Origin of the sequence: Nocardiopsis sp. NPDC050513, from assembly GCF_044457925.1 — a bacterium.
In the GTDB taxonomy this organism is placed as follows: Bacteria; Actinomycetota; Actinomycetes; order Streptosporangiales; family Streptosporangiaceae; genus Nocardiopsis.
Window position 1 is genome coordinate 184,122 of the sequence record NZ_JBITHK010000005.1, and the last position, 26,991, is coordinate 211,112.

Below are 26,991 nucleotides of genomic sequence, written 5' to 3' on the forward strand. Positions count from 1 at the left end.
AACCGCTGATGCGGGGATGACGGGGTCAGGAGACACGCCGCGCGAAGGAATGCGTGCTACGATGGGGAATTCGCCATTTCCTCATAAAGCACACAAAAAACCATTTAACTAAAGGATAGCAAGTAGATGGAGCTCCGTCAAGTGGACGCCGCGCCGGACACCACCGACACCCCATCGGAGACCGCCCCCCGCCCCTCCCCCGAGCGCGCCGCACTGGCCGAGGAGCAGACGCGGGTCAGCGCCATGTACGCGCGTCTGGACGCCCTGCGGGACTACACCGACGGCCAGCTCTCCGCCGCCCACCTCCAGGAACGGTCCGGCTACGCGGCGCTCGTCGAGCGCGAGGACCGGTCGTTCGCACAGGCCAGGCGCCGGACGCAGTTGGGGTCGGTCGAGGAGGGGCTGTGCTTCGGCCGGATCGACCTGGCGGCCGAGGGCGCCGCGGACACCGGCGACGGCGGGACCGAGACGCGCTACGTCGGCCGGATCGGGCTGCGCGACGCCGACTACGAGACCATCCTCGTCGACTGGCGGGCCCCCGCCGCCCGCCCCTTCTACGCCGCCACGCCCGGTGACCCGTCCGGCCTCACCCGCCGCCGCCACCTGCGGGTCCGGCGCCGCCGGGTGGTGGGCGTCGACGACGAGGTCTTCGACCCCGACGGCCTCACCGAGACCGACCGCCGCCAGCTGGTCGGCGAGGCGGCGCTGCTCGCCTCGCTGCGTCGTGGCCGGACCGGGCGGATGGGCGACATCGTGGCGACCATCCAGTCCGAACAGGACCGGGTGATCCGTGCGGGCCTGTCCGGGGTCGTCGTCGTCCAGGGCGGGCCCGGCACCGGCAAGACCGTCGCGGCCCTGCACCGGGCCGCCTACCTGCTCTACACGCACCGGCGCGTGCTGGAGCGGCGGGGCGTGCTGGTGGTCGGGCCCAACCCGGCGTTCCTGCGCTACATCGGCGACGTCCTGCCCTCGCTCGGAGAGACGGACGTGGTGATGCGCACGCTCGGCACGCTGGTCCCCGGCGTCGAGGCGCACGGGCACGACGCGCACGCGACCGCGCGCGTCAAGGGCTCCGAGCGGATGGTCGACCTGGTGCGCGGCGCCGTACGCGACCGCCAGCGCACGCCGGCGGAGGCGTTCGGGTCGCCCGGTCTGCGGGTGGAGACCGAGGCGGGCCCGCTCGTCGTTTCCGGCCCCGAGTGCGAGCGCGTCCTGTCCGCCGCGCGGGGCATGCGGCGCGCGCACAACGTGGCCCGGACGTACGTGGTGCGGTCGCTGCTCACCGAGCTGGCGCGGGCCGAGGCGACGCTGCTGTCACGGCCCGCCGACGAGGACGACCTGCCCTTCCACGGCGAACGGCTCTGGCACGAGGACGCGGTGCGCGGGGCGATCGACGCGCTGTGGCCGCCGCTGACGCCGCGGCGGCTGCTGGAGGAGCTGTTCGCGGACCCCGAGGCGCTGGGCCGCGTGGGCGGGCGGGCGGGGCTGGACCCCGACGAGTGCGCCGCCCTGGTCCGCGCCCCGGGATCGGCCTGGACCGTGGAGGACGTGCCGCTCCTGGACGAGGCCGCCGACGTCCTGGGCCGCGACGACAGTGCCGACCGGGCGCGGGCGCGGCGCGAGGCGGCCGAGCGGGCGGAGGAGGAGCGCTACGCCCAGGGCGTGCTGGAGGCCACCGGGCTGTCCGAGGTCAGGGTCTGGGACGGGTCCAAACTCCTGGAGGAGTCCGTGCTGGCGGAGCGGCACCGCGACTCCGGTCCCGGCCTGACCACCGCCGACCGCGCGGGGGCGGACCGGGAGTGGACCTACGGGCACGTGATCGTGGACGAGGCGCAGGAGCTGTCCCCCATGGCCTGGCGCGCGGTGATGCGCCGGGTGCCGACGCGGTCGTTGACCGTGGTGGGGGACGTCGCGCAGACCGGCACCACGATGGGGACCCGGTCGTGGGTCGCCGCTCTGGAGCCCTACGCGCGGGAGAAGGTGCGGGTGGAGCGGTTGCGCGTGAACTACCGGACCCCGGCGCCGATCATGGCGGTGGCGGCGGACGTGCTGCGGGAGGCGGCGCCGGACGAGGAGCCGCCGGAGTCGGTGCGCGAGGAGGGCGACCCGCCGCGCGCGGTGCGGATCGCGGGGGCGTGGTCGGCGGAGCTGCCCGCGCTGGTGGCGGAGGAGGTCGAGGCGATCGGAGAGGGCCGGGTCGCGGTCATCACGGGCGACCGGGACGTGGCGGCCGCGGCGTCGGCCCTGCCGGAGGCGGGGCGCGCCGGGCGCGGCGACGACCGCCCGGTGGTGGTCCTGACCGCGCGGGAGGCCAAGGGGCTGGAGTTCGACGCGGTGGTGGTCGTGGAACCGGACGGCCTGCTGGAGCAGCCGTGCGGGGCCAACGACCTGTACGTGGCGCTCACCCGCGCCACCAAGCGGTTGACGGTCGCCCACACGGGTGGGCTGCCGCGGGTGCTCAAGCGGCTGGAGTGACGGGAGGGATCACGGTTCCGGCCGGGTCGCCGTCGCGCGCCGTGGCGACCCGGACCGTCGGGAGCGCATGATCCGCCAGGAAGAATACGCGGTTATGCGGAATTCATCCAGAAATGGAAACGGAAATGACCGTCCTCCGCCCATGGCCCGGCGGGCGAGCCATTCGTATCCTGGATGAGGGGCCACCTCCAGGCCGTTCCCCAGAACACCCCCAGGGGGAAATGCCATGAGCGAACCCGACACCCCTGCGGACGGACCGCCGGCCGCCGGGACCCCGATCGGCCTGACGGTCGGGTGGCGCTACCCCGCCACGTCCTGGCCGTACCTCATCCACCGGGCCGAGGAGATGACGGAACGTCCCCTGCGGGTGCGGCGCGTCTTCGATCCGAACGTGCCCCGCTCGTTCGACGAGTCGCACCTGCGCCACGACAACGGCGTCCGGACCCAGGTGTGGTCGTTCAAACCGGGCCCGTGGACCACCGTCGGCGCGCTGGTCCGACTGTTCGCGTCCGTCCCGGACCGGTCGAACGTGTGGGTGATCCCCTTCCACGAACCCCAGGACGACATGTCGGCCGGAGAGTACCGCGCGCTCTACCGGACGGCGCACCGGGCGTACACGGAGGTCGGGGGGTTCGCCGGGATCGGCCCGTGCCTGGTGAACTGGGGGATCCGCACCCGGAACGAGCTGGGGTACGCGATCCCGGACCTGGCCGACTTCCTGGCCGTGGACACCTACGTCGACCTGGAGGGCACGCCGGAGGAGTCGGCCGTCGAACACGTGCGGGCCGCGCTGGACTACGCGAACGCGGAGGGTCTGGCCTTCGGCGTCGGCGAGTTCGGGGTGGACCACGCCCGCCGGGAGGTCTCCCCGGAGCGCAAGGCCGCGTGGATGCGGTCGTTCACGGAGGTCGGCGCGCACGCCGAGCACGGGCTGGCGTGGCTGTGCTACTTCCACGCCGACACGGGCGGGAGCTTCCGGCTGGACAACCACCCGGACTACGCGGACGCCTACCGGCACGTGTGGGACGCGTACGCGCCCGGAACCCCGCTTCCGTAGCCCCTGGGCGAAAGCTACGCCTCGCCCGGCCGGTCGACGACGCGGGTGTCGACGGCCAGGGCGGCGACGCGGCCGTCGGCGGATCGCCCCAACCACACCGGGCAGGGGTCGCCGCCGTACCCGGCGGGGAAGGTCACCAGGTTCGCGCCGCTCACCGGTTCGCGCAGGGACCTGGACCACGGGCTGGTGTCGGTGGCCCCTACCGCGGAGTCCGCCGGGGCGGGAAGCCCGGGGTCCTCGGTGTGGACGACCGCGTGCGCCAGACGCAGCAGCACCCGCACGCCCCGCCGGGTGTACGGCTCCCCCGCCATGGAGTCGCCGAGCGCTCCGGCGAAGGCCTGCGCCGTACTCCGTCCCGGAGCGTCCAGGAACGCCCGGGCCGATTCCCGCAGGCTCCGGTCCTGCTCCGCGAAGCGCGCCCGCTCCGCCTCCGTGTAGCCGATGAGGAGGTTGTGGTCGTGGTCGGCGGACCCGAACAGCTCCTGGAGGCGGGGCAGGCACGCCGTGTCGCAGACGCTGACCACACCGCTACCGCCGTCCACCAGCACGCCGAAGAACTGGCCCTCGCCGAGGACCTGGAAGTCCTCGCCCGGCCGCAGGGCCATCTCCCAGGAGGCGACCGGGGTTCCCACCAGCTCGGCGACGTCGATCCGCACCCCCGCCACCAGGGCGAACTCCCTCTCGGGGCCGACCGAACGGAGCACCGAGAGGCGCGCGGGATGCTCCCCCGGCGGCAGGGGGACCGACAGCGCCCGCTCCTCCGTGACCGAGCCCAGTCCGGAGGGGTCGCAGACGAGGACCCGCCCGGTGGGCAGGGCCACCGTCCCGATGTCGTGCACCTCGATCGTGCCCGGGGCCCGCCACTGCGCGTCGCGGTGGTGTCCCCCGGGCTGGAAGAGTCCGTCGACGCCGACCGGCGCGAGCGGCCCCGGCGGACGCCAGGGCGCGGGCGCCGGCGCGGGGTCGGGCTCGGCACCGGCGTCGCCCAGCCGGACGGCCGTGTCGCCCACCCGGGGGTGCAGTGCCAGCAGGCCCTCCCAGCGGCCGAACCCCGGCGCCGGTCGGGTCAGGACGGCCACGAGGTCCTCGTCCGGCCGCCGGTTGACGGTCGTGCGCCCTCCGCCGAGGTAGTCGTGGTGGTGGGCGGCCCACTCCTCGTTCATCACCACCACGGTGGTCATGACGAGGCCGGGGTCCGCGCCGACGGCCTCCGCGGACGGGTCCGGCCACTGTCGGCTGCGGGTCAGCGCGAGTTCGCCGTCCTCCCGGCGCGCGTAGCGGTGGTGGGTCCGCCGCTCGCCGTCGGCGTCGAACAGCCAGACCCCGCAGTGCCCGTGCGACCAGGCGATCTCCAGCAGGACCAGCGGATCGCCCCCGGCCTCGCGGACAAGCACCGCGTACTGGTCACCGGCGGCGTCGCGGGCCCGGGCGGTCTCCGCGCCCAGGATCCCGACGGGGCGCGCGGTCGCGGGGTCCCACCCCTCGCAGTAGACGGACTCGTGGGTGCGGGGCGAGGGCATGCGGGTCTCCGTGTTCGGTGGGGGCGTCCCGGGGAACCTACCGGCCTCCGCCGACACGCGCGCGGGCGGGGCGGGCCCGTTCGCGCCTGAGCGGACCCAGCCGAACCTGGAGCGACACCCTCCGGCACGGGAGTGCGCGGAGTCCGGGGTCAGGGCACCGCGCCGTTCCGGGTCACCGCGTCCGCGACGCGCTCGACGCGTGTGCGCAGTTCGGCGACCGTGCCAGCGGTGTCCAGGACGTGGACGTGGACCGTGATGGGAGCGCCGACCACGCGGTAGGACTCGCGTGCGGCCGTACCCCCCGCGTAGACCAGGTGCCCGTGGGCCAGGCCCAGCGCGGTGCAGTAGGACACGACCTGGTACAGGTCCGCGTTGGGAGGCCCCCCTGACCCGAGGGCCTTGTACTTGGCGTCGACCACACTGTGCGGCCCGCCCGACGCGTGGACGACGATGTCCGGTTCGAGCCGTACCCGACCGGCCGTGTCGAGGCGGTGGTGCGAGTCCCGGGTGGAGCACGCCAAGGCGCGGCGCCGGAGGACTCCGCGCAGGGCTCCGGCGAGGAAGTCCTCGTACACCCGTTCCATGTTGACCACGATCCCGTCCAGGTCGATCCCCGCTCCCGGTGCCCCGGGTTCCGGTACGGACCCCGCCAAGACCGTCTCCGCCAGCTTCAGCACGCGAACGTAGTGCCGGTTGAGGCGGCTGGGGCGCCACCGGGGCAGGTCCGAGCCGGGGGCGAGCCGCGCCACTCCGTCCAGCCCCGCCGCGAGGCGGCGCAGGGCCCGTGCGTCCTCCCTGCGCACGTCCGGCGCCCGCGCGAGCAGGAGAAGCGCGGCGAGCAGGATCCGGTTCTCGGCCACGTCGGCGGAGAAGTCGTCGTGGGTGACGGCCAGGGGCAGCGGCGCCCCGAACCGGCGGCGCATCTGGTCTCCGGCGCGCAGTCGGCCGCGCACGACGGCGAGGTCCTCGTCCACCTCGACATACCCCCGCAGTATGCCCTGGCGCAGGGTCCCCGAGGCCGTCTTCGCCAGGACGGCGGCGAACGCCGGCACGAGTTCGTCGGACGTCCCGACCGGCAGCGGATCCTCATGCCAGTCGACACCCGATCCGGCGAAACCGAGGAGGTACATCAGACGTTCGACGCCGACTTTGGGCCGGATCCGCAGATCCACGGCTCCCTCACCGGAGCCCAGACGGACCGAGGCGACTCTGCGCCGCGCGCGCACGCGCCAGGCGCCCGGAGCCGTGCCCGGTCCCAGTTCGACCAGTCCCGGGTGGGAGAGCAGGGTCGCCAACCGCGTGCTCGACAGCGGCACCTCCGCCCCGGGACCGGTCTCGTCGAGGACGATCCGCTGGGCGACCGGCTCCCGCCTCACCGCCCGCCGTCCCGCTCACCAGGCCACTGGCCGTTGGAGGCCGCGATGCCCGTGCGGAGTGCGGCCAGGCCGAACTCCGCCTCCACCTCCCGAGCGCTGCCGTGTCCCTGGTCCTCCAGCAGCGGCAGGATCTCGGTTCGCCAGACGCGGTCGAGCACGCCGTCGCCGCCGATGCCCTCCACCATCAGGTAGGAGGGTCCGACGGACCGGTCGGGGTCACCGATCCTGCGGTTGAGTTCGCGCAGGAGCCGGTCGGCCTCCTCCGGCAGACCGCGGCTCCTGAGCCAGGAGCCCAGCAGGCCGTCGACCGGCGGCAGGTCCGGCGTCAGCCGCTGGAAGGCGAAGCGCCGTCGCATGGCGGCGTCCACGAGTGCGACCGAGCGGTCGACGGTGTTCATGGTGCCGATGACGAAGAGGTTCTCGGGCAACGAGAAGCCCGTGTCGTCCTCCCTGGCGTATTGGAGCGTGATCTGCTCCTCGCGGTACTCCAACAGGAAGTAGAGCTCCCCGAACACCTTGGGCAGGTTGGCCCGGTTGATCTCGTCGACGACCAGTACATGGGGCTGGGACGGCGCCTTCCTGGCCGCCTCGGCGACGCGCGTGAGCGGCCCCGGAACGAGGTCGAACCCCATCGTTCCGTCCTTGTTCTGCCTGGGCCGGAAGCCCGCGACGAAGTCCTCGTAGGAGTAGGAGGGGTGGAACTGCACCAGCGCCGTGCGGCCCGGGCCCGCCACGTGGTCGGCGATCCTGCGCGCCAGGTACGTCTTGCCGGTCCCCGGCGGGCCGTAGAGGATGATCTGTCGCTTGCGTTGGAGCAGTTCGACGGTCTCCCGCAGCCATTCCCCGGGCATGTGGAGCCGGCGCGCGAAGTCCTCCGTGACCGGGGGGATCTGGATCTCGCCCGTGACGTCCACGGCGAGCACCTCCTCCGAGACCCGGTCCCCCAGACCCGCGATCTCGGCGAACTCGGAGACCACCGGGGTGATCTCGTTGACCGTCCGCAGGCTCCGCAGCGCCCCCTGGGCCTTCTCCGACAGGTGCTCCCTGTGCTGGGTCGGCGTCGCCCACTGCACGCGCCTCCTGCGGGCGCGGTCACGTCCCTCGGAGGGGTCGTCGTAGGCGGCGGACGCCACGGTCCCGACGTGGACCCCGCCGTCGGGGTCCAGGGTGACGACGAGGTCGCCCACGGACATGCGGTTGAGGAACTGGTCGAGCTGGGACCGGATCTGCACCAGCGAGGCCCGGGTGGCGTCGGGATAGGCGGCGGTGAGGATCTCGTCCATCCGCGCCGCCGCGGTTCCCGGCGGGATCTCGTCGGCCTCGTGGAACGACAGAGAGCAGAAGCCCTTCTCCAACCACTGCGGGACCAGGTCCACGCCTCCGACGTTGGCACCCCGAACCAGCCACCCCCGCTGCGTGGGCGCCTCGTCGGAGGACCGCCAGACCTCGGCCCAGGGCTCGTCGTAGAACCACACGTGCGTGTCCGACTCCGCCTGCAGGGACGCCCGGATCGCGCTCAGGTCGCGGTCGAGGTCCCCGCCGTCGTCGTCGACCCGGTCGGCGAAGGCCGCTCGGATGCGCTCCTTGTGCTCCACGCTGGCGATGGCCTCGAAGGTGTCGGGGAAGGCCAACCAGAGCAGGAGGTGGTACTGGGCGCGTGCCCGCTGACCGCCCTTCTCGTCGGGCAGCACCGCCTGGGCGGCACGACGGAAGGCCCACGGGTCGGACAGCAGCCGTTCGCGTTCACTCGGTGCGCGCCCGGCCAGGTCGCGGGCCAGGCGGATGAGGAAGGAGAACTGGGCCCACCTCAGGGTGAGGAACGCGCTGCCGCCCTTCATGAAGCCAGGGAGCGCCGCGTCGTAGTCCTCGGGGAGTCGCACGTCGCGCCGCGCCCACGAGAGCACCTCGCCCAGGATCTGCCGCTTGCGCGCGACGCCGATCGTCGCCCCGGACAGCGGCAGCATGTTCAGGTACAGCAGCTCCGCCGCCAGGACCACCGCCTCGTCGGAGGCGTCCCGCAACTGCCTGCGGAGCTTGGTCATGAAGTCGTCGCCCGAGTCGTCGGGGCGTTCGACGAACCCGGTGACCAGTTCCTCCACCGCCCGCGGCGTCCAGGACTCCAGCTCCGGCGCGAAGGCCGACCGCCCGGTCAGCGCGGCCCCGTGGATGATCCGTTTCGCCGCCTCCTCGCAGCGCGCCCGAGGGGTTCGGGGGCCGGTGTCGATGTCGCCGTCCGCTGCCACGATCACCCGTCCTCATCGTCGTCCGATACCGAGGTGCCAGTGGGTCACAATGCCACATTTCGCCCGAGGCACGGGGTGGAACGCGAAGAATGGCCGGAATGCGCCGACGGCTGGTCTGGCTGACTGCGCAACGACCACGTCCAGGACGTCCGGAGTCCCCCGGCGCTCCCCGCCCCTCCACGAACCGGACCGGCGACGGGGTCCGTGCGCCCGTGAGGCGGGGATGGAGTCACCCCGGACGCACGCCCTTCCCGCCGCTCACCGGCGGACGAACCGCGCGGGTTCGTCCAACAGCGTTCTGGCCCCGTCCACGTCGGCGAGGCGGGCGGACAGCGTGCGTTCGGCCAGGTGCCCGGGCAGGGCGTCGCTGAACTTGAGCCCGTCCAGGGCGCGCGCGGCCACCGTGGGCAGGGTGACGCTCTCCCGAGCGGCCTGTTTGGCCGCCGCCCAGGTGCGCGGGTCCAGGTCGGGGTTGAGCCGCAGGCAGGCGTCGTTGGGCTGCTGCTTGGGGTCGGAGGCGCTCCCGAGGCTGGCGATCAGGGTGAGGTTGGCCCGGGCGCCGGCCCAGGTCCACCAGCGCAGGTCGCCCCCTTCGGACCGCACGATCACCGATCCCCCGGGGTGCACGAGGTCGATGTGTTCCTCACGCGCCTCGGCCAGGGCGTTGGCCGCCCTGCGGGTGAGCAGTACCCGCGGATCGGTTCCCAGGAGCACCTCGCGCACGGCGCGGGTGAGGTGGAAGAAGGAGCCCAGGTGCCCGCCCGAGTCCCACCTGGCCTTGCCTCCGCCGCCCTCGACGGGTTCGACGAAGCACCGCTGCCTGCGCCAGTCCACCCATGTGACGACCCAGGTGCGCCCGGCCAACAACAGCCGACGCGGTCCGGTCCGCTCCTCGTCGGACGCCAGCAGGGCGGGGTCCACCCGACCGATCTCGGTGCGCCCGTTCAGCGCGGTGAACTGCGGCGGTGCGGTGAAGACACTGGTCAGCCCCATGAAGTGGCGGCGGCCGAAACGCTTCTCGGCCTCGGGGCCGATCATCATCAGCCCGCCGTCCAGGTCGATGAACCCCTCACGGATCAGGTGGGCGGCGATCGGCTCGCCCTGGTGGAAGGGTTCGAGGCCGCCCCACCACTCCGGCCAGAGCCGCGCGCCCACCTCGGGCTCCTGCAGGCACAGGGCCAGGAGCTGCTGGGCGACGATGTGCCGTGGTTCGGGGGGCGGGACGACGGGCTCCACCCAGTGCCGTCCCCACAGGTGCAGGAGACCGGCGGCGTCCAGGAGTCCGGCCTTGTCGACCGCCAGGAACAGGCAGTTGCGGATGCTGCCCCGACGCCGCCCGGTGCGGCCGATGCGCTGGAGGAAGGAGGCGACGGCGCCGGGGGCGTTGATCTGGACGACCCGGTCCAGGTCGCCGACGTCGATCCCCAGTTCCAGGGTGCTGGTGGCGACGATGACGCAGTCCCGGGCCTCGCCGAAGGCCTGTTCGGCGCGGCGGCGCTCGTCCAGGGACAGGGAGGCGTGGGACAGGAAGGCGGTCACACCCAACCGCCTCAGGGCGTGGCCGAGTTCCTCCACGTACTGGCGCGAGTCGCAGAACACCAGGCGCTTCTCCCCCCGGTGGAGGGAGGCGACGACCTTGGCGGCGTTGGTCAGGGAGCCGACGTAGTCGAGTTCGACGTCCCCGGGCGGCGGCTCGTCGGGCACGTGGCCCGGCCTGTGCGGGTTCACCCCGGGCGCGACCACCCTTCCCGGTCTCTCCCCCGCCGCCGAACCCTGGAGCCAGGTGAGCAGGTCGTCGGGGTTGCCGACCGTGGCGGACAGTCCCACCCGCTGAATGGGACGCCCGGCCACCCGGCCGAGCCGCTCCAGGACGGCCAGCAGGTGCCATCCGCGGTCGTCACCGGCGAAGGCGTGCACCTCGTCCACGACGATGGCGTGCAGGTTCGCGAAGAACGCCCGGTGGTCGACCTTGACGCTCACCAGCATGGACTCGAGGGACTCCGGCGTGGTGAGCAGGATGTCGGGACGCCCCCGGAGGATGCGCTGGCGTCCGGCCGAGGTGACGTCCCCGTGCCAGAGCTCGGCGGTGCGCCCCATCCACCCGGCGTAGGCCTGGACCCGGGGCAGCAGGTTGTTGAGCAGCGCCTTGATGGGGCACACGTACAGCAGCGACAGCCCGTCCCCCGACCGTCCGGCCATGGCCGTGAGCAGGGGGAACAGGGCCGCCTCGGTCTTGCCTCCGGCGGTGGGCGCGAGCAGGACGGCGTCGTCGCCGTCGATCAGCGGGGCCAGGGCCTCGCGTTGCAGCGGACGCAGCCCGGGCCAGCCGAGGGTGTTGACGACGTGGTGGGCCAGGGTGGGGTGGAGCAGGTCGAGGCTGCTCGGCCCCGGCCCGCCGGGGTCCTCGGGGGCGTCGCTCACAGGTCCAGTTCCACCTCGTCGGCGCTGGCTGCGCGCTGCACGTGGGACCCGCGTTCGACCTCGGTGAGTTCGTGCCCGCCGACGGTCAGGCGGTAGTGCGCGCGGGGGTCGAAGTCGGGGTTCTGGTCGACCCGGTCCATCACGTCCACGAGTTTGCGCAGGAACAGTCGGGGCGCGATGCCGACCCGGCCGCCCAGCTCCCCGGCGACGGCTTCGGCGAAGGCGAGCAGGTAGCCGTCGTCGACCTTCTCTCGCACCCGCTGGGGGGCGTCGGCGCCGTCGGCGTAGAGTTCCCGGACGGCCGCGCCCAGCTCGTGCAGCTTGGCCAGGTCGAAGCCGGTGAGGCGGACCTGGCTGGCGTAGAGGTTGTCGTGGGACGGGTCGGGCAGGAAGTCGGTGTGCAGGCGCTGGGCCAGGGGCGCCAGGCGCTGGACCCCCTGGGGGCCGTCGAAGAAGGCGGGGGTGCCGGTGATGACGAGGTACAGGCCGGGGAACTGCCGGTCAGCGATCTCGTCCAGGAGCTGGCGCAGCGCGTTGAGCCCCTTCTCCCGGGTGTCGGTGCGGGCGCGCTGGAGGGTCTCCAGCTCGTCCAGGACCACGAGGAGCCCGGGGTGGCCGCAGTCGCGCAGCAGCACGAGCAGCCCCTTGAGCGCGGCCAAGGCCCCGAAGTGGTCGAGGTCGCCCTTGATCCCGGCGTAGCGTTTGGCGGCGGACGCGACGTTGGGCTGCCCGCCGAGCCAGGCGATGAGCGCCTCGGCGATGGCGGGTTCGCCCTCGGACTGGGCCCGGTGGTAGCCGCGCAGGGCGGCGGCGAACCCGGGGTTGGCGGCGGCGACCTCGGACAGCCGCCGCTCCAGCAGCTCCAGGACGGCCGCGTCGAGCGCCTCCTCGTCGTCCTCGGCCACCTCGCCGGTGGCCAGGACGTCCTCCTCCAGGGCGTAGACCCAGTTGTCCACGATCTCGCGCAGGGCGCTGGGCGGCTGGGTGGCGGTGGTGAGGCGCTCGGTCAGCCGCCGGTAGACGGTCTCCAGCCGGTGCAGCGGGGTCTCGGTCTCGGAGATCTGGATCTCGGTGACGGCGAAGTTGGCGCGTTTGGCCCGCTCCCCCAGCCAGCGGACGAAGAAGGTCTTGCCGGACCCGTACTCGCCCCGGACCGCCTTGAACTCGGCGCCCCCGCCGCTGACCGAGCCCAGTTCCCGGTCCAGGGCGTGGGTGAAGCGGTCCAGGCCCACGGCGAACAGGTCGAGGCCGCTGTGCGGGACGGTGCCGCGGCGCAGGGCCCCGACGACGTCGTCGCGGCGGGCGGCGCTGACGGTGGTCACGATCAGCTCCCTTCGCTGAGGAACTGCTGGTGGAGCAGGGACGTGTTGAGTTCCGCGCCGCGGTCGCCGTCGGTCAGTGTCAGGACCGGGTAGGACTCGACGTTGAGGACCTTGCTCACCATCTTGAGGAAGCGCACGGCCCGGTGCGGGGCCTCGGACTTGCCTGCGGCGCGGGCGGCGGCGCCGACCGGCAGGCGCGGGTGTGTGCCGCCCGCGGCGACGAGGGCGTCGATGACCGCGCCGATCTCCCGCGCGGACGGCGCCTTCGCCACGCGCGCCAGGCTGGCCTCGAACACGGCCGTCGCGGTCACCCTGGCGCCGAGGCTGTCAGGGGTCAGGTCCTCGTTCCCGAAGAGCGCGGGGGTCTGGTCCGGGACGCTCTTCGGGCGCGGTCGTGCGGCGCCCGTGTCCCTCTGCCGCCCGCCCGCGGCGCCCCGGTCGGGCGCGGACGTCCCCGCCGCGGTCCGTCCCTTGCGCACGGCGGCGGACTCCGCGCCGGGCTCGGCTGCGGGAGCGGCGGTGCCCTCCAGCGGCTGGGACCACCACGCGGGTTCGAACTCGGCGGACGAGAGCAGGGACCACCCCTGGGGCGCCCGGTCGAGCACGGGGATGAACGCCAACACGGGGATGACCATCTCGGCGGCCGAGAACCCGCCGTGGTAGCCCTCCTTGCGGTCGGTGTAGCGGATGTCCTCGCGGTAGGGCACCACGAGGCTCCCGTCACCGACGAGCACCCGGTCGCCGGTGGCGAGGACCTCGCCGTCCCCGGGCTGCCCGGTGCGGTACCGGGCGGACTCCCCGGCCTGGGTCTTGCGCGCCTCCCGGCGGTCCCACACGTGGCCGTGGTCGGAGGTGAGCAGGACGGGCCGCCCGACCCGGGCGGCGGCGTCGAGGAGGGAGGCGAGCGCGCCGACCTGCTCCGGCCGCCAGGTGGGGTCGTTGCCCTCCCGGCCCTTGGCCAGGGCGTCGTCGATGGTGTTGAGCACGACCCCGACCACGGTGCCGGTGTCCTCCAGGTGCGCCTGGACCCGCGTGGGCAGGTGCTGTCCGGCCCCGGCCTCCAGGTCGCGCTGGTGGTAGAGCACGGCGTCGCGGCGGCCGAACTCCGCACTCGCCCACAGGTCGCGGAACCCCTTGCGTTCGGTGTCCTGCTTACCGGTGGTGAGGGTGCCCGTGAGCAGTGAGGCCCGGGAGCAGGTGGTCGTGGACGGGACGGTGGCCAGCGCGCCCGCCCGGGCCGGCGCGCCCTCCGCGTCCTGGCGGCCGATCTCGACGAGGCGACCGCGCGCGTTGACGTGTTCGGCGAGCTGCACCGCCACCTCGGCGCTCATCCCGTCCAGGACGATGACCAGGGGGGCGTTCCCGGTGGCGAGGGGACGGGCGAAGTGGGCGAGCAGGTTCTCCGAGCGCGGCTGTTCGTCGGTGGGCGAGTGTCCGCCGTTCCACCGGTTGACGACGGCGGCGAACTCGGCGTCGACGAGGGCCCGCCACGCGCGGACGCGGTGGTAGAGGGCGGCCAGGGCCTGGTCGAGGACGGGCACCTCGGTGTGGTGGTGCCAGATGAGGGATGCGGCCCGGTCCACCCACCCGGTGTCGCGCACGTGGGCGTGGACCCAGCCGCGTGTGGTGGTGGGCGCGGACGTCCCCAGGGGGTGGGCGGCGGTGCCGGCGGCCAGGCGGCGCAGGAGTCGGACCGCGTTGACGGCGACCAGCCCGGAGCGGCTGTCGGGGGCGTGGCGGCGGTGTTCGGACAGCCTGGTCAGCGCCTCCTCCACCTCGCGCAGGTCCTGCGGGAGCGGCAGGGACTCGCCGACGGGCCCGTCTCCGTCGCCGAGGGCGACCCCGACGGCGCGGCCCAGGTCGGCCATGCGGCTGTGCAGTCCGGCGTCGAGCAGGCCGCTGGCCTCGGCGACGGAGCCGGCGTCCAGCTGGTGGAGGAGTTCCTCGGAGCGGCGGACGGTCCCGTCGGCGTGGGCGGGGTCGGACAGGTCGAGCTGGCGCAGGAGCGCCGCGACGCACGCCTTGCCGAACTCGTCCAGGTCCCGGGGGGCGGGCTGGCTCAGTCCGAAGTAGCGCTCCTGAGCCCGGATGAGGGCGTTGTTGGCGACCCCGCGTCGCTGTTCCTCACCGGGCCGGTCGTCGCGCGCCGCCCGGGCCAGCTCGCCCAGGGCCAGCCCGACGGGGATGGCGTCCAGGGCGTGGCCGCGGTCCAGGAGGGTGAACAGCACCCGGGGGACGGCGCCCAGGGCCTCGACCGCGGCGGCGCGCAGCTCGTCGCGTTCGTCCTCGCCCAGGCGGGTGAACGCGGCGACGGCGTGGGGGTCGCGGGTCCACTCCAGGAGGGCGGCGCTGTCGACCTGCTCGCCGGGCTCGCGGCCGAAGCGCACCGAGACGGCGATGGACAGGGCCTGTTCGAGCTTGAGCACGCCGGTGCCCAGGCGCAGCTGTCGGGTGGCGCGGATGCCGCGCAGGGTGTGGGCGAGCCAGCTCCACCGGCCCGAGTACAGACGCGGGTCGATCCCGGTGACCTTGAGGTCGGTGGCGAGCAGCTCCCAGTCGCCCAGGCGGGTGACGTCCTCACCGAGGAACCTGCCCAGCAGCGCCTCGCCGAAGTCGGCGGGGTCGATCGGGGTGAGCACGACGAGGTGGTCGACGTCTTCACCGAGCAGGCTGAGTGCGCGCACGATGGCCAGAACGCTGTCCGCGCCCGCGACGCGCACGGTCAGGTCCGTGTCGCCGTGGCGGACGGCGAGGGTGTCGGGGCCCTCCCAGCGGGGGTCTGCGGACAGGGCGAGGGCGCGGGCGGCGGAGGGCCGGTGGCCCTTGTCGACCCGGCGCTGTTCGGCCTCCAGGGCACGCTGGAGGGCGCTGGTGACGGCCTCCGCGTTCACCCGTCCGAGCGCGGTGGGGGCGTGGGCGGCGCCTCGGGCGGCGGTCACTCGGCCTCCCGGATGGTGATCTGGATCGGCCTGTCCTCGGGGATGCCGAGGTCGCGGCGGAGCTTGGCGACGACGGTGGCCACGTCGTCGTGGGAGTCGACGCGCGCCCAGGCGGTGGCGTCCTGTGGCCGGGGCCCTGGGCCGGTGCCGTTGTTCCCACGTGTCCCGGTCCCACCGCCGGACCCCTCGCCCTCGGTGCCCTTGGAGGGCTTGCGCACGAGCAGGGCGACGGCCTCGCTGTTGGCGGCGCTGAGCGCGGTGGCCAGACGCTTGCTGCTCTCGTTGTGGCGCGCGGTCTCCTGGAGCCGGTCGAGGATTCCGGCGGCCTGGTCGGACTGCTCGCCGCCTTCGCGGGCCAGGGGTTCGAGGGCCTCCAGCAGCTCCCACTGTGCGGCGTCCAGAGCGCTGGCCAGATTTCCGGCACCGGTCATGGCCATCTTGTACACCCCGGCCTCCTCGGGCAGGTCGGCCTGTCCGAGTGCGCTGACGAGTTCGGTGTCGTCGGCCAGTCCGCACAGGCGGCCGAGGAGGTCGTCGCACGCACGGGCGGTGCGCAGACGGGGCGCGTCGTCGTCCAGTCCGAGCACCTGAGCGTGGCGGGTGAGCTGCCCCACCAGGTGTTCGCTGCCCGACTGGAGGCGGCGGGCCTGCTCCTTGAGCTGCTCGGCCAGTCGCTGGACGGCGCGGGCGCTGCGCAGCGGCTGGCGGGTGAGACCGAAGATCCGCTCGGCGCGTTCGTTGGCCCGGTCGAAGTCCTCCTCGGAGGGCAGCTCCTGGCGGCGCAGCACGATGTCACCGGCGATCTGGCCGAAGGTCGCTCCGGTGTAGCGCTTGCCGCCCCGGATCCAGGCGCGGTCGCTCTGGACGGCGTAGACCTGCACGATGAGGTCGACGACGTCCTCGGGCAGGCCCTGGCCGTCCTCGCGGGTGCGGATCCACTCCTTGAGCTTGCCGACGTTGACGTCGGTGGTGGTGGCCTGGTCGATGCTGGCGTAGCGGTCGATCCTGCGCGCCCAGTCGTCGCGGAGCACGAACACCTCGGTGACGGTGGCGATGTGCAGGGGGTTGGCGATGCGCCGCAGCACGGGCAGGTCGGTCTTGGGCGGCTCGTACCGGTTGAGCCTGTCGGCCTTGGCGGCCTCCACGGCGGCGAGCACGGTGCTGAGCTCGCTGCGGCGCACCGCGGCCCTGCCGGTGGGGCTGGACAGGTCCGGGTGCTCCGGGTACAGGTGGTCCAGCAGCTTGAAGGTGACGCGCTCCAGGGCCGCGGGGAACTGGCTGCCCGCCTCCAGCGGGATGGACAGCGACGACGGGAGCGGCTCGATGTGCGGGTCGGCCTGGGCGCCGTAGTCGCCGCTGTTCGGGGTGGCCTCGACGAGGCCGTACGCGCCGCGCAGCAGGGACCGGATCTGGTTGGTGAGCTGGTTGCGCTGGTTGTCGAGCTGGGCGCGGGCCTCGCGGCGGTCGTCGCTGCTCCAGTCGGGCGCCTTCTCCTCCACGATGCCGGGCTGGAGGAGGTACTCCATCATGAGGATCCTGCGGGCGTCCTCGATGCGGTTCGGGGACAGGAAGGTGGGCAGCCACACCAGCCCGGCGACCGGTTCGGTGAACTCCTGGCGCAGCGTCTGCACCCGTCGCCGGTCCTCGGTGGGGTTGTGGTCGCCCTCGTCGAAGGGGTAGTCGACGACGACCCGCACGGCGTTGGCGACCAGCGGCTGGAAGTCCTCGCGGTCCATGTCCTCGGGCGAGCGCACGTTGCCGAAGGCGATCTCGACCGTGCGCTGGGTGCCGCGCCACACGACCGCGGTGCGTCCGGCGCCCTCGTCCAGCCCCAGCTCCTCCCAGAGCAGGCGCTTGAACAGGTGGCGCAGGGCGGGGTCGTTGGCGGCCGGGTAGGCGCTGCGCATGAGGGACTCGGTGTCCACGCGCAGCAGGTTGAGCGAGACGGTGGGATTGGCGGACTGGGCGCCGACGCGCACCTCGCCGAACTGGGCGGCCATGTCCTTGAAGAACTGGGTGACGGCGGCGACGTCCTGGCCGGTGCGGCGGGCCTTGACGATGCCCTGGTTGAGGGCGATGGCGCGCGCGGCGGTCAGGTCCTTCAGCGCGGGCACGTTGGGGGTGAGCGCGCTCAGCAGCAGGGTCTTGACGAGCAGGTCGTCGCGGCGGAACGGGGAGCGCACGTCCAGCCCGGCCGTGTCGGCCCCGGTGAGCCGGTGCTTCTCCAACAGCCAGGGGCGCACCCGGTTGCGGTAGAAGGTGCTGATCTTGGCGTACTCGGCGCTGAGCTGGTCCTTGAAGGGGCGGGACTCCCCCTCGATGAGGACGTCGAAGACCGCGCCGAGCGGCACCATCTGTCCGACCGGCAGGGTCGTGCGGTGGTTGACCAGCAGTTGCAGGAGGAGCTTGAGCGCGCTGCGCTGGCGTTGCAGCGCCCCGGACAGGTCCACCATGACGTGCAGCAGGGCGGGGCTGAACGGGTAGAGGTTGCGGAAGTCCTCCCAGGTGCTGGTGTCGGCGCCGCCGTCGCTGTCCAGGAGGGTGTCGCGCACCTCGGCGCGGGTGCTGCGCATCCGCTCGAAGGCGGCGTCGATCTCGGCCGCCGCCGCGGCGTCGCGCGGCCTGATGAGGCGGTGGCGCACCACCTCGGTGAGGTTGGCGTCGGCGAGCTTGATGTGACCGAAGCGGCCGTCCCAGTAGCTGATGGTCTGGGAGATGCCCTCGGTGCCGCCGCCGAGGCCGACCAGGTCGCGCAGGTCGCGCTGGCGGGGCACGAGGCTGATGATGGGGGCGGGCCGGTGGCTGTGGGAGGACTCGACGAGCTTGGCGATCTTCTGGATCTCGCCGTTGATGCGCGCCTCGTCGCCGATGAAGGCGGTGAAACGCAGGATCAGCTCGTCCAGGAGCAGGACGACGGCGTCACAGCCCAGGTGCTCCCTGGCGTGGCGGCTGATGACCGACAGGCCCTCGTCGATGCTGAGGTAGGCGTCCCCCGAGTCGCCGACGCTGGCGGCGTAGCGCTTGAACGGGCCGCCGAGCAGGGCGCTGACCAGTTCCTCGCGCAGGGTGCGCTCGGCCGGGTCGGTGCTCTCGGGGTGGACGGCGAACGCCTGGTCGAGGGTGTCGGCGGTCCAGGCGGCGGGGCCGCCGAAGGCGCCCCACACGTCGGCGCCGCCGCTGCCCTGGCCGTCGTCGGACGTGGAGCCCCGGGCGGGGAGCTGGGCGACGAAGGCGTCGTCCCCGAGGTTGGCGCGCAGCTCGCGCGCGTCCGCCAGCAGCCCGTCGGCGCGGTAGACGGCCGGGACGGGGGCGTTCGGGTGGTCGGCGCGGACCTGGCGCACGTACCCGCCGAGGATGTTGGCCTCGATGGACACGGTCTCCTCGACCAGGTGGGCCTTGACCTCGATGAACTTCCTGTCGGCGAGCCAGGTGTCGTGCTTGGCGAGGATGTCGGCCAGGCCGGGCTTGCCGCGCGCGTCGGGGTGGTGGTCGAGGATCGCGGAGAGCACGGCGAGGAAGTGGCTCTTACCGGCGCCGAAGGAGCCGTGCAGGTAGGCGGCCTGGGACTTGCCGTCGGCGACGGAGGAGCGGATGGTCTCCAGCGCCTGGTCGAAGCACTCGGCGAGCTGGGGGGTGACCACGTACTCGGCTATGGCCTGGGCCTGGCGGGTGGTGGTGCTCTCGGTGAGCTTGACGACCAGGTCGCCGTCCTGGACGGCCTCGGGGATGTCGATCAGGTCGCTGATGACGCGGCCGTTGCCGGTGCCGCCCGGACCGGGGGGAGGGGTCGTCATCGCCAGAGTGCGCCTTTCTGCCATCGGGTCGGGCCGGGGATCAGGGTGCGGTGCGCGGGAATGCCGGGAAAGGAAGCCGCGGGGCCGGACTCCGGGACGCCCTGTGCGGTGGGGGCGTCGGGAGGATCGTGGTACGCGGTTCCCATGTGTTCTATCAGGGGTTTCCAGCCTATGCCCAGGCTGTGGGGGTTCCACACCGACGAAGGTCCCGGGTCGGACATGCGGGGTGCGGAAAGAGGGGTGTTCCGGTGGCAGGGAACGCCCATGTCAGGCGGGTGGCGTGCGGTGTCGGTACGGCCACCGGCCGGAGGTCGGGACGTCCCGGGTGCTGTCGGGGGTGTCCGAGGGAAGGTGGCCGAGTGTGGCCGGATGTGGCCCCGGGCCGGAGCCGTCGTCCAGCCCGGGGTGAGGAGTGGGGGTCAGGACTTCTTGCGCCGACCCCGGGCAGGGGCCGGAGGCCGCCAGTCGGTCATCTCCGAATCGGTGACGCCGGTGGCGTTGCGCAGGTCGGTGAGGTCCTCCCGGACGTGGTCGGCGGGGGTGTCGCCGTACTCGTCGGTCTCGGTGTGCCACTGCTCGACCCAGGGCAGCAGTTCGAGCAGTCCGGCCAGAAGGGGCACCATCCTGTCGCGGGTGTCCTCACTACCCCAACCCAGTTCGTCGCGGCGTTCGTGGGCGAGGGTGGCCAGGGCGTCGGCCTGCTGGGCGTGGTCCCATCCGGCCCAGCCGAGCAGGAGGGTGGGGTCGGTGTCGGTCTCGGCACCCGGGTAGGAGACGAACCGCTCCTTGGGGACGTCGAGCTTGCCCCGGTTGGACCAGTACTCGCTCCTACGGAAGTCCGCGGACGTGTACTTGGGCGGGACGGGGATGTCGAGACGCTTCTCCTGCTCGCCCTCGGCGAGGTCGGCGTTGAGCTTGTCCTCTTGGCGCTGGAGGTCCCACACGTGTTCCCAGTCGGTGCGCTTGCGCATGCCGGTTTCCTTGTAGCGCAGGGCCGCGAGGTAGGGGACGTGTTCGGTCTTGGTGATCTCCTCGATGACCTGCCCGAAGTCCTTGTCGGAGTCGTAGAGCGCGGCGACCTCGGCGGCCTCGGGGAACAGGTCGCGGACCCGGTTGGCCAGCGCACGGACGGAGAGCGGGCGGGTGCGCTCGTCGCCGTGGTCGTCGGTAGTGAACCAGAGGCGGCGGTCCTCGCACTTGTCGAGCAGCCAGGACTTGAGTGCGGCCTTCTGCTTCTTCTCCCAGGGTTCAGACTGCCAGCGGCGCTTGTACTCGGGACGTTCGAGGATGTTGATGTTCTTGTCGGACTCGATGAGTTCGATGCGCTTGGCGACGACCTGCTGGTAGGCGTCAGGCCAGTGGGAGGGGATTTCCGTAATGGGTGTAGAGGCGTGATGAGAGAACCATTTTGTGTTCTCCTCACCGGCAGCCAGCTTGCGCGCGAGCACGATCTCGAAGGCCCGCTCCCCCAGGTTGATCTTGGGAACGTCGGCGGTGTCGGGGATCGTCAGCTCAGCGAGTTGGGCGTCGGAGATGAGATTGTAGCGATGGTAAACGTCCCAGTCGAGTTCCTCCTGGAGAGCGATCATCCGCTGGCGAGTGGCGATGTACTCGGCGTTCGCTTCCTTGAGGAGTTCTGTGGTTGGTACAGCCGACTCCACGACGGCGGAGGGTTCGAGGGCGGAGAGCTTCTGCGCGAGCGCGTCAAGCTCCTTGGAACGGACAAGGGGAAGCTTCTGGGGAAGCGGGAAGTTCTGGAGCTTGGTTCCAGTGAACTCGTATCGCTCGATCCAAGGTTCAGGTGCCCACCGGTTGCCACCTCCACTTGAGTTGTCTGCACCTCCCTTGGGCTGACTCACCTGTTTGAGCCAGAAGCACGCCGCCGACGAGTTCAGCACCCCCAACAACTCAAGGTGCTGATTCTCCGTAGCCCCCTCCGGCAACTTGACCACCGGAGCCGATTGCTTGAAGACCCTCCCACCCCGGTCAAGCACGAAGTGGTTATGCGTAGCCACAAAGGACATTCCGATCCCGAGAGCCACACGAAACCGCTCGGGGTGCCACCTGCTCCACTCATACCAGGTCAAACCCACTTCTTCATGACTTCCACCCAACTCCTGGCGCGAGCGCAGATCTTGACGAAGCACCCATAGCATACGGCCAACCGATGGATCCTCAAGTGAAGCCCTCAGGTCATCCCCATAGGGGAATAGAGCTTCAGTTCGATGATCGATAACCCAATCACGAACTGCATCACCTTCAACGAGGGGCTTAACTCCACCGCATCCAACAGAAAATCTCTGCCATGTCCCCACAGGCGCAAAGTAGGACTCATCGCTCCCAGTGTGCGCACTCCTACCAATCAGGGCGACAACCTCACGAATCTTTCGACTTCCACTTAGAGCGGAAAAGAGTTCGCCAGCCCCACCACCAGAGAGACTCCATGGATGACTCTTCAGCGAAGACCACGAAAGATCCACCGAACTCATCCACTCGGACTCACTTCCAGCGTGATCTACCTGATTAACCAACGCGTTCCACACAAGACCTTCAGACGCAATTGAAGGCTGAGAAGGCTCACCACGCACCCCCAGAAGCACGCGCACAATCGCCTTGTGGCTATTAGTGGTATTACGCCCAACGAGAATTACCGTCGGCGTACCATGCCCCGGAATATAAGCACCGGACGAGTCGAGAATGTGAGTGAGCCTCACGTCATCTCTGAAGAACCTTTCGATGAGCTTCTTGCCAAACTCGCGTTTCATGAAGGAGTTTGCGGTAATCTGCCCAACGAATCCAGGGCCGTGTTCATTCGCACCCGCACGCCTAGCGAGATTGAAGAACCTCTCCGCGAACGGGACAGAAAGAGCATAAGCCCCTGAGCATGAAGGATAGCTCTCCTTATAGTTCCCCTTCTCCTTTTTATCCTTCACTGTAATGTATGGCGGATTTCCAACCACCGCATGGTAACTTCGAGCTCCAAGGAGATCATGATCTTTCGAAAATTCGTAAAAGTCCTCGGTCGAATAGCGGTGCACCCCACCCAGCCCAGGAATGTGATCCTTAGCCCCAGGAACGTCGCGACCGTGAATCAGGGAGTCACCAGTGGCCACAACGATGGGCCAATCAGGGTTGCTCGCGCCCAGGGAGGTGATTCCACCTTCCTTCATCGCGGAGATGAGCAGACGAAATCGCGCGATCGCTACCGCGTACGAGTTCTTGTCGACGCCATGAACACTGCGCAGGCTGCGGCTAATTAGTTCCCAGTCAGATGCGCCAGGCTCGGCCTCGCGCCACTTGTTCAGTAGACGGTGGAAAGCACCCAGCAGGAAGTGCCCTGACCCACAGGTCGGGTCGATCAGGCGGAATCCCTTGTTGTCTTCCTGGTAGATGCGGTTGCCATCGAGTCCGAACTCCTCAATCGCGGGTTCCAGCGTGTAGTCGAGGATGAACTCCTCAACGAACTCCGGGGTCTGGAGGAGCGCGTAGGTCTTCCGAGCCGCCTCGGACAGGTCCTGGTACAGGTCACCGAGGAAGCGGGTGTTCCACTCGGGATCAGTGAAGTCATGGACGAGGTGACCATCCTCCCCCACCTCACGCCAGAACTCGATGAGCGCCCTGGCCGCCTGGTGGGACGGGGTGATCGACCACATCGGGTTGTGCTTCTTGTCAAACAGCCCGGCCATGACCGAGGACACGCTCATCTGCGCGAAGGCGTGCTCCAACCAGTCCCGGTCGGTGCGTTCGGGAGCATCGGGGTTGTCACTCCGCCCCTGGAGAATCCAGGCTTCCTTCAACTCCTGGGCAACGCTGTACCGGTCGCGTTCGTCCTTCGGCCCCGTGATGAAAGGCTGCTCCAGGAGTCCGTTGTCCTCACAGAAGCGAAGGAACACCGTGGACAGCACCCATGCCACCGCGGCCTGGGTGATCTGGCCCTCACGCCACTCACCCTCGGTGGTCGCGGTCCGCTCAGCGTCTCGGGCTCGCTGGTACTCGTGCTTCAGGTAGGCGTCGAAGGTCTCCGGTTGCCCGTTCGGCCCGATGCCCTTGATCGCGGTGGGGTCCTCGCCGCGCTCCCGAAGATCTGTCTCCAGCAGACGCACCTGCTTCTGCAAGTCCTTCAGTAGCTGCGCATGATCGACCACGAGGGCTCCCAACACGACGAGAGGGACAGGGTTCCTTCATTGTCCCGTCTGGAGGATGCTGCTCGCACTTCGATTCCTCAACCTCTACCGCCAATCCGGGCACCGAGCCGCAGCGAAGGGCACCGGGTGGTGGTCACACTCGAACATGACCACCACCCGGCCCGACAGCCATTCAGGCACCGACCTGTACGAGGCCGACCAGGAGTAGGAGGGCTCCGAGGTTCGGGGCCTCGGTGAGTCCGTCCGGCCCGGCCACCCAGTAGGACAGCGTGGACTCCCCGAACCACACGGCCAGATGGGGGTAGCGCGACTGAACGGAGGCCGCGCGCAGGTGCTCGCGAGCGAACTCCGCGCGGTGCCCGCCAAGGCGGGGCAGGCGTGCGGCGCGACCGCGTCGGCAGGAGGGGTGCGCGCAGGACGCGCAGAAGGGACCCGGGACCGTGCCGGGCCGTGCGGCGGAGTCGGAGAAAACGTCGACGGGTGGGCGGGGTGCGGGGATAGGATGCGTCACTGATCCTGCTTTCTCACCTTGGCCGGTTTGGATGTCGGGATCGGTGGGCCCGGAAGAGCGCGGCATCGCTCTTTCGGGCCCGTGTCAGTTCTGTCGTGTTGACTGGTGGCCGGGGAGCCGGAGTGGCCTGCTAACGCGGGTCGTTCCAGCGGCTTCCGGTCAGGTCGTAGGCGAGGAAGAACCACACCTGGCGGTGGCCGGTGAAGCCGTTGTCGCCCCAGTCGGTGGCCAGGGCGTCGACCAGGGCCAGGCCGCGACCGGATTCGGCGTCGAGGTCGAGACCGGCGGGGTCTGCGGTCAGGTAGTGGCTGTCCGTCTTCCCCCGGGTATGGGTGCGCTTGGCTCCCTCGTCACGGCAGGTGAGGTGGAGGCCGTCACGGCGGCGCACGCACCGCAGGGTGTAGAACCCGAACCGCTCCCCCGACTTCGAGTGGTGCACCGCGTTGTTCGCGAGCTCCGACCCGAGCAGGGTGAACACGAAACGGTAGTCCTCGTCCTGTCCGGCGGCGCAGGCGTTGAGGAACGCGCGGACGAGCGGCATGTACTGGGGCGAGGAGCCGAAGTCGTAGCGGCGGGTGCGGTAGTGGGGGCGACCGGACCGGTGGTTGAAGTAGTGGCGGCAGCGGGGCGGGACGAGCTCGCTGAGGGAGACGGTGATCTCCGGCAGCACGGGCATGGGGGCGCTTGCGGGCATGACGAACAGACTCCTTGCGTGCGTGGAGCGGACGGGGGTTCGGTGTGCCCGCAGGGGTGAGACCTTCGCGTTTCCCGGACAGCGGGAAGGGGCACGGCGTAGCCTGACCAGCAGGAACGCTGTCGACGCTCAGTGATGCGCCGATCACTGACTACACCTCCATCATCATCCCCGATATTCGAGATGTCAACGAAGAACTCGATATTCGAAGCAACTTCTGCGTAGACTCCCCATATGAACCACCCCATCAGCCCCACTGTGCGGCGTCGTAGGCTCGCTCGGGAGCTCCGTCGCCTGCGTGAAGCACATGGACTCAAGCTCTCCGTCGCGGCCAAGCAGGCGTCTGTCCCTCAGTCCACACTGAGCAACATCGAGTCAGCCGAGGCACGCCGCATCAAGCCCAGGGACATCGATGCTCTGGCGGATCTCTACGAAGCACCTGCCGACGTCCGCGCCGCCCTTCAAGAGCTTGCCCAAGAGTCCAAGGAGCGGGGCTGGTGGTCCAGCTACAAAGATGTCTTTGGCGGCAATGCGCTACCGGACTTCGAGGTCGAAGCCTCGATGATCCGCATGTACCAGTGCCAGGTCATCCCTGGCCTGCTTCAAACCCCGGCCTACGCCGAAGCAGTCTTCCGAGGCGGTGGCGCGTACACCGACGAAAAGGTCACCCGCAACGTGGATGCCCGCATCCATCGACAGCATGTCCTGTCCAGACACAACCCCGTGCACCTGTGGGCCGTGATCGACGAAGCAGCATTCCATCGTTACGCGGGTGGCCCAGAGGTCATGGATGAGCAGCTACAGCACCTGCTACACATGGCCATGCGCCACAACGTAAACATCCAAGTGCTCCCCTTCGAGGCAGGCATGCACGCGGCCATGTCCGGATCGTTCTTCATACTGGACTTCCCGAGTCAGCTGGACCCGAGCATCGTCTACACGGAGACCTCGACAGATAGCCTCTTCGTTCAGGAGAGCGCATCCGTGCAGCGCTATGTGACGGTGTTCTCCCACCTGAACGCTGCCGCTCTCCGTACCGAGGAGAGCGTCCGGTTCCTACGGCAGATCTTGGAGTCCAGCGAACAGCATGACCAGAAATGACGGACTGACCTTCTTCAAGTCCAGCTACAGTGGTGACCGCGCTGAATGTGTGGAGGTCGCGCACATCCCCACGGCCTTCCGCAAGAGCAGCTACAGCGCGCAAGACCAAGACTGCGTCGAGGTCGCTGACCTCCCCTGCGGAGCGGCCGTCCGGGACTCGAAGAACCCCTCCCGTGGCCACCTGCCCTTCCCCAGCACCGAGTGGGACGCCTTCCTCAACGCCACCCGTTCCGACCGCCCGTAGGCCCTCTACTCATCCGGTCGACGCCCCGCCCCGAACACGCGGGGCCGGGGCGTCGAGTCAAGAGGCAGCCATCCGTCGGCGCTCTCCCCCTCGATCTTCGGCCGCCTCGTCCCTGGAAAAGGGCGGCGACGCCGACGTGCCTCGGTGAGGAGACCCGTGTGGGTCACCGGGACGGCCGAGACCACTGAGTTTCTCGTCCTCAGGCAGAAGTCAGCCTGAGCGGATCTCACCCAAGGTACGGTGCACTGCCGTGGAGGGCGTGTTCCACCCTCAGGTGCTGGGTGTGGTGCATCGGAACACCTTCCAGCTCCTTGGGAGGAAGCCAGCGCACCTCGGGGGACTCGTCGCTCACCGCAAGCACGCCGCCGATGAGGCGAGCACGAGAGCACACGTTGAACTGGCGGCGCACCTCACCATCGCTGCAGGCGATGATGTGCCGGGCGTCGGTGCAGGTGTCCACCAGCCCGGCGACCTCCACGTCGTGGCCAGTCCCTTCCCGAACCTCGCGAACCGCGGTCTCGGGCAGGCTCTCGGCCACGTCCATCGCCCTGCCGAACATCACCCAGAGCCCGTTGTCCACCCGCCGCTGCAACAACAGGCGCCCCACCTCGCCGAGAACAGCGGCGCCGGCTGCCACCACCAGACTGTTCGGCGTGGGCGCGGCCGGATCGTCGTAGTACTCGGTACAGGCCGTACCCGGCTACTCCTTGAGAGACTGGGAGGTCCGCCATACGGCGTCCGCACTGGGGGCGTAGGCGTCGAACAGGCCGCCGTCGCCATGACGCCGCAGGTGGAACAGGGGATTGCCGTAGGCGTCGGCCCCGTTGAGGTGGGTGTCGACGTACATGTCGTCGTCGGCCCGGTACCCCGAGCCGTACAGCGTGGTGGAGTGCTGCGCCACAGGGATACCCGCTGTCCGGAGTAGCGCCTGGTCGTGCAGTTGTGCCAGACGGCAGCGTGATTCGATCCCATGGCCGAACCGCTCCTCCTGGCCCCGCATGCGGAGCGCGTCGCAGTCGGGATCACCGATCAGCACTCGAATGCGTACACACCGTGCGGCCCGTGCTCGAAAGCAGGTCGTTCCAGACAGGAATCTGTTCGTGGCGGAACGGAGCCGCGTAGACCGTGATGTCGATCGATTCCTCCGCG

The 26,991-nt window shown here is 70.7% G+C and carries 16 protein-coding genes; 4 read left to right on the forward strand and 12 right to left on the reverse strand.

Going from position 1 to position 26,991, the window contains the following annotated elements; genetic code table 11:
• Window positions 1-126: 126 nt before the first annotated feature.
• On the forward strand, window positions 127-2,475 hold the full coding sequence (locus tag ACIBFB_RS11140; RefSeq protein ID WP_397228771.1) for a HelD family protein: 2,349 nt from the start codon (window positions 127-129) through the stop codon (window positions 2,473-2,475).
• A gap of 226 nt (window positions 2,476-2,701) precedes the next feature.
• Complete coding sequence (locus tag ACIBFB_RS11145) at window positions 2,702-3,532, forward strand: hypothetical protein (RefSeq protein WP_397228773.1); 831 nt, start codon at window positions 2,702-2,704, stop codon at window positions 3,530-3,532.
• A 14-nt stretch (window positions 3,533-3,546) separates the two neighbouring features.
• Here the strand turns inward: ACIBFB_RS11145 and ACIBFB_RS11150 are convergent, their stop codons facing one another.
• From ACIBFB_RS11150 to ACIBFB_RS11195, 10 genes are all read right to left on the reverse strand, one after another.
• Window positions 3,547-5,052 (reverse strand): DUF4241 domain-containing protein, encoded by a 1,506-nt coding sequence (locus ACIBFB_RS11150; protein ID WP_397228775.1) that lies wholly within the window; start codon window positions 5,050-5,052, stop codon window positions 3,547-3,549.
• A 149-nt stretch (window positions 5,053-5,201) separates the two neighbouring features.
• Window positions 5,202-6,428, reverse strand: a complete 1,227-nt coding sequence (locus ACIBFB_RS11155) for an McrC family protein (RefSeq protein ID WP_397228777.1) — start codon at window positions 6,426-6,428, stop codon at window positions 5,202-5,204.
• Window positions 6,425-8,677 carry an McrB family protein gene (locus tag ACIBFB_RS11160; RefSeq protein ID WP_397228779.1) on the reverse strand — a complete coding sequence of 751 codons (2,253 nt, stop codon included), beginning with the start codon at window positions 8,675-8,677 and terminating at the stop codon, window positions 6,425-6,427. Before ACIBFB_RS11160 ends, ACIBFB_RS11155 begins: the two co-directional genes overlap by 4 nt.
• 252 nt (window positions 8,678-8,929) lie before the next feature.
• The gene (locus ACIBFB_RS11165) at window positions 8,930-11,092 is read right to left on the reverse strand and encodes a DEAD/DEAH box helicase (RefSeq protein ID WP_397228781.1); all 2,163 of its coding nucleotides are present in this window, start codon (window positions 11,090-11,092) and stop codon (window positions 8,930-8,932) included.
• Window positions 11,089-12,414: a BREX system ATP-binding protein BrxD gene (gene brxD, locus ACIBFB_RS11170; protein WP_397228783.1), complete on the reverse strand. Its 1,326-nt coding sequence runs from the start codon at window positions 12,412-12,414 to the stop codon at window positions 11,089-11,091. The genes ACIBFB_RS11165 and brxD overlap by 4 nt, the downstream gene beginning before the upstream one ends.
• Before the next feature lie 2 nt (window positions 12,415-12,416).
• The gene (pglZ, locus tag ACIBFB_RS11175) at window positions 12,417-15,353 is read right to left on the reverse strand and encodes a BREX-2 system phosphatase PglZ (RefSeq protein WP_397228785.1); all 2,937 of its coding nucleotides are present in this window, start codon (window positions 15,351-15,353) and stop codon (window positions 12,417-12,419) included.
• Window positions 15,350-19,147: a phage resistance protein gene (locus ACIBFB_RS11180; RefSeq protein ID WP_397228787.1), complete on the reverse strand. Its 3,798-nt coding sequence runs from the start codon at window positions 19,145-19,147 to the stop codon at window positions 15,350-15,352. The genes pglZ and ACIBFB_RS11180 overlap by 4 nt, the downstream gene beginning before the upstream one ends.
• Before the next feature lie 419 nt (window positions 19,148-19,566).
• Entirely contained in the window at window positions 19,567-23,292 is a 3,726-nt protein-coding gene (gene pglX, locus ACIBFB_RS11185) for a BREX-2 system adenine-specific DNA-methyltransferase PglX (protein WP_397228789.1), read from the reverse strand.
• A gap of 172 nt (window positions 23,293-23,464) precedes the next feature.
• The gene (locus tag ACIBFB_RS11190; protein ID WP_397228791.1) at window positions 23,465-23,803 is read right to left on the reverse strand and encodes a hypothetical protein; all 339 of its coding nucleotides are present in this window, start codon (window positions 23,801-23,803) and stop codon (window positions 23,465-23,467) included.
• 130 nt (window positions 23,804-23,933) lie between these two features.
• A complete protein-coding gene (locus ACIBFB_RS11195; protein ID WP_397228793.1) occupies window positions 23,934-24,497 on the reverse strand; it encodes an ATP-binding protein in 564 nt (187 codons plus the stop codon).
• A 234-nt stretch (window positions 24,498-24,731) separates the two neighbouring features.
• Here ACIBFB_RS11195 and ACIBFB_RS11200 point away from each other — a divergent pair, with 234 nt between their 5' ends.
• Complete coding sequence (locus ACIBFB_RS11200) at window positions 24,732-25,598, forward strand: helix-turn-helix domain-containing protein (protein ID WP_397228795.1); 867 nt, start codon at window positions 24,732-24,734, stop codon at window positions 25,596-25,598.
• Complete coding sequence (locus ACIBFB_RS11205) at window positions 25,585-25,842, forward strand: DUF397 domain-containing protein (RefSeq protein ID WP_397228797.1); 258 nt, start codon at window positions 25,585-25,587, stop codon at window positions 25,840-25,842. Before ACIBFB_RS11200 ends, ACIBFB_RS11205 begins: the two co-directional genes overlap by 14 nt.
• 226 nt (window positions 25,843-26,068) lie before the next feature.
• On the opposite strand, the gene ACIBFB_RS11210 is transcribed toward ACIBFB_RS11205, so the two are convergent.
• Together ACIBFB_RS11210 and ACIBFB_RS11215 are read right to left on the reverse strand one after the other, a co-directional pair.
• On the reverse strand, window positions 26,069-26,479 hold the full coding sequence (locus ACIBFB_RS11210) for an NUDIX domain-containing protein (protein WP_397228798.1): 411 nt from the start codon (window positions 26,477-26,479) through the stop codon (window positions 26,069-26,071).
• 63 nt (window positions 26,480-26,542) lie between these two features.
• Window positions 26,543-26,878 (reverse strand): hypothetical protein, encoded by a 336-nt coding sequence (locus ACIBFB_RS11215; protein WP_397228800.1) that lies wholly within the window; start codon window positions 26,876-26,878, stop codon window positions 26,543-26,545.
• Between the last annotated feature and the right edge of the window lie 113 nt (window positions 26,879-26,991).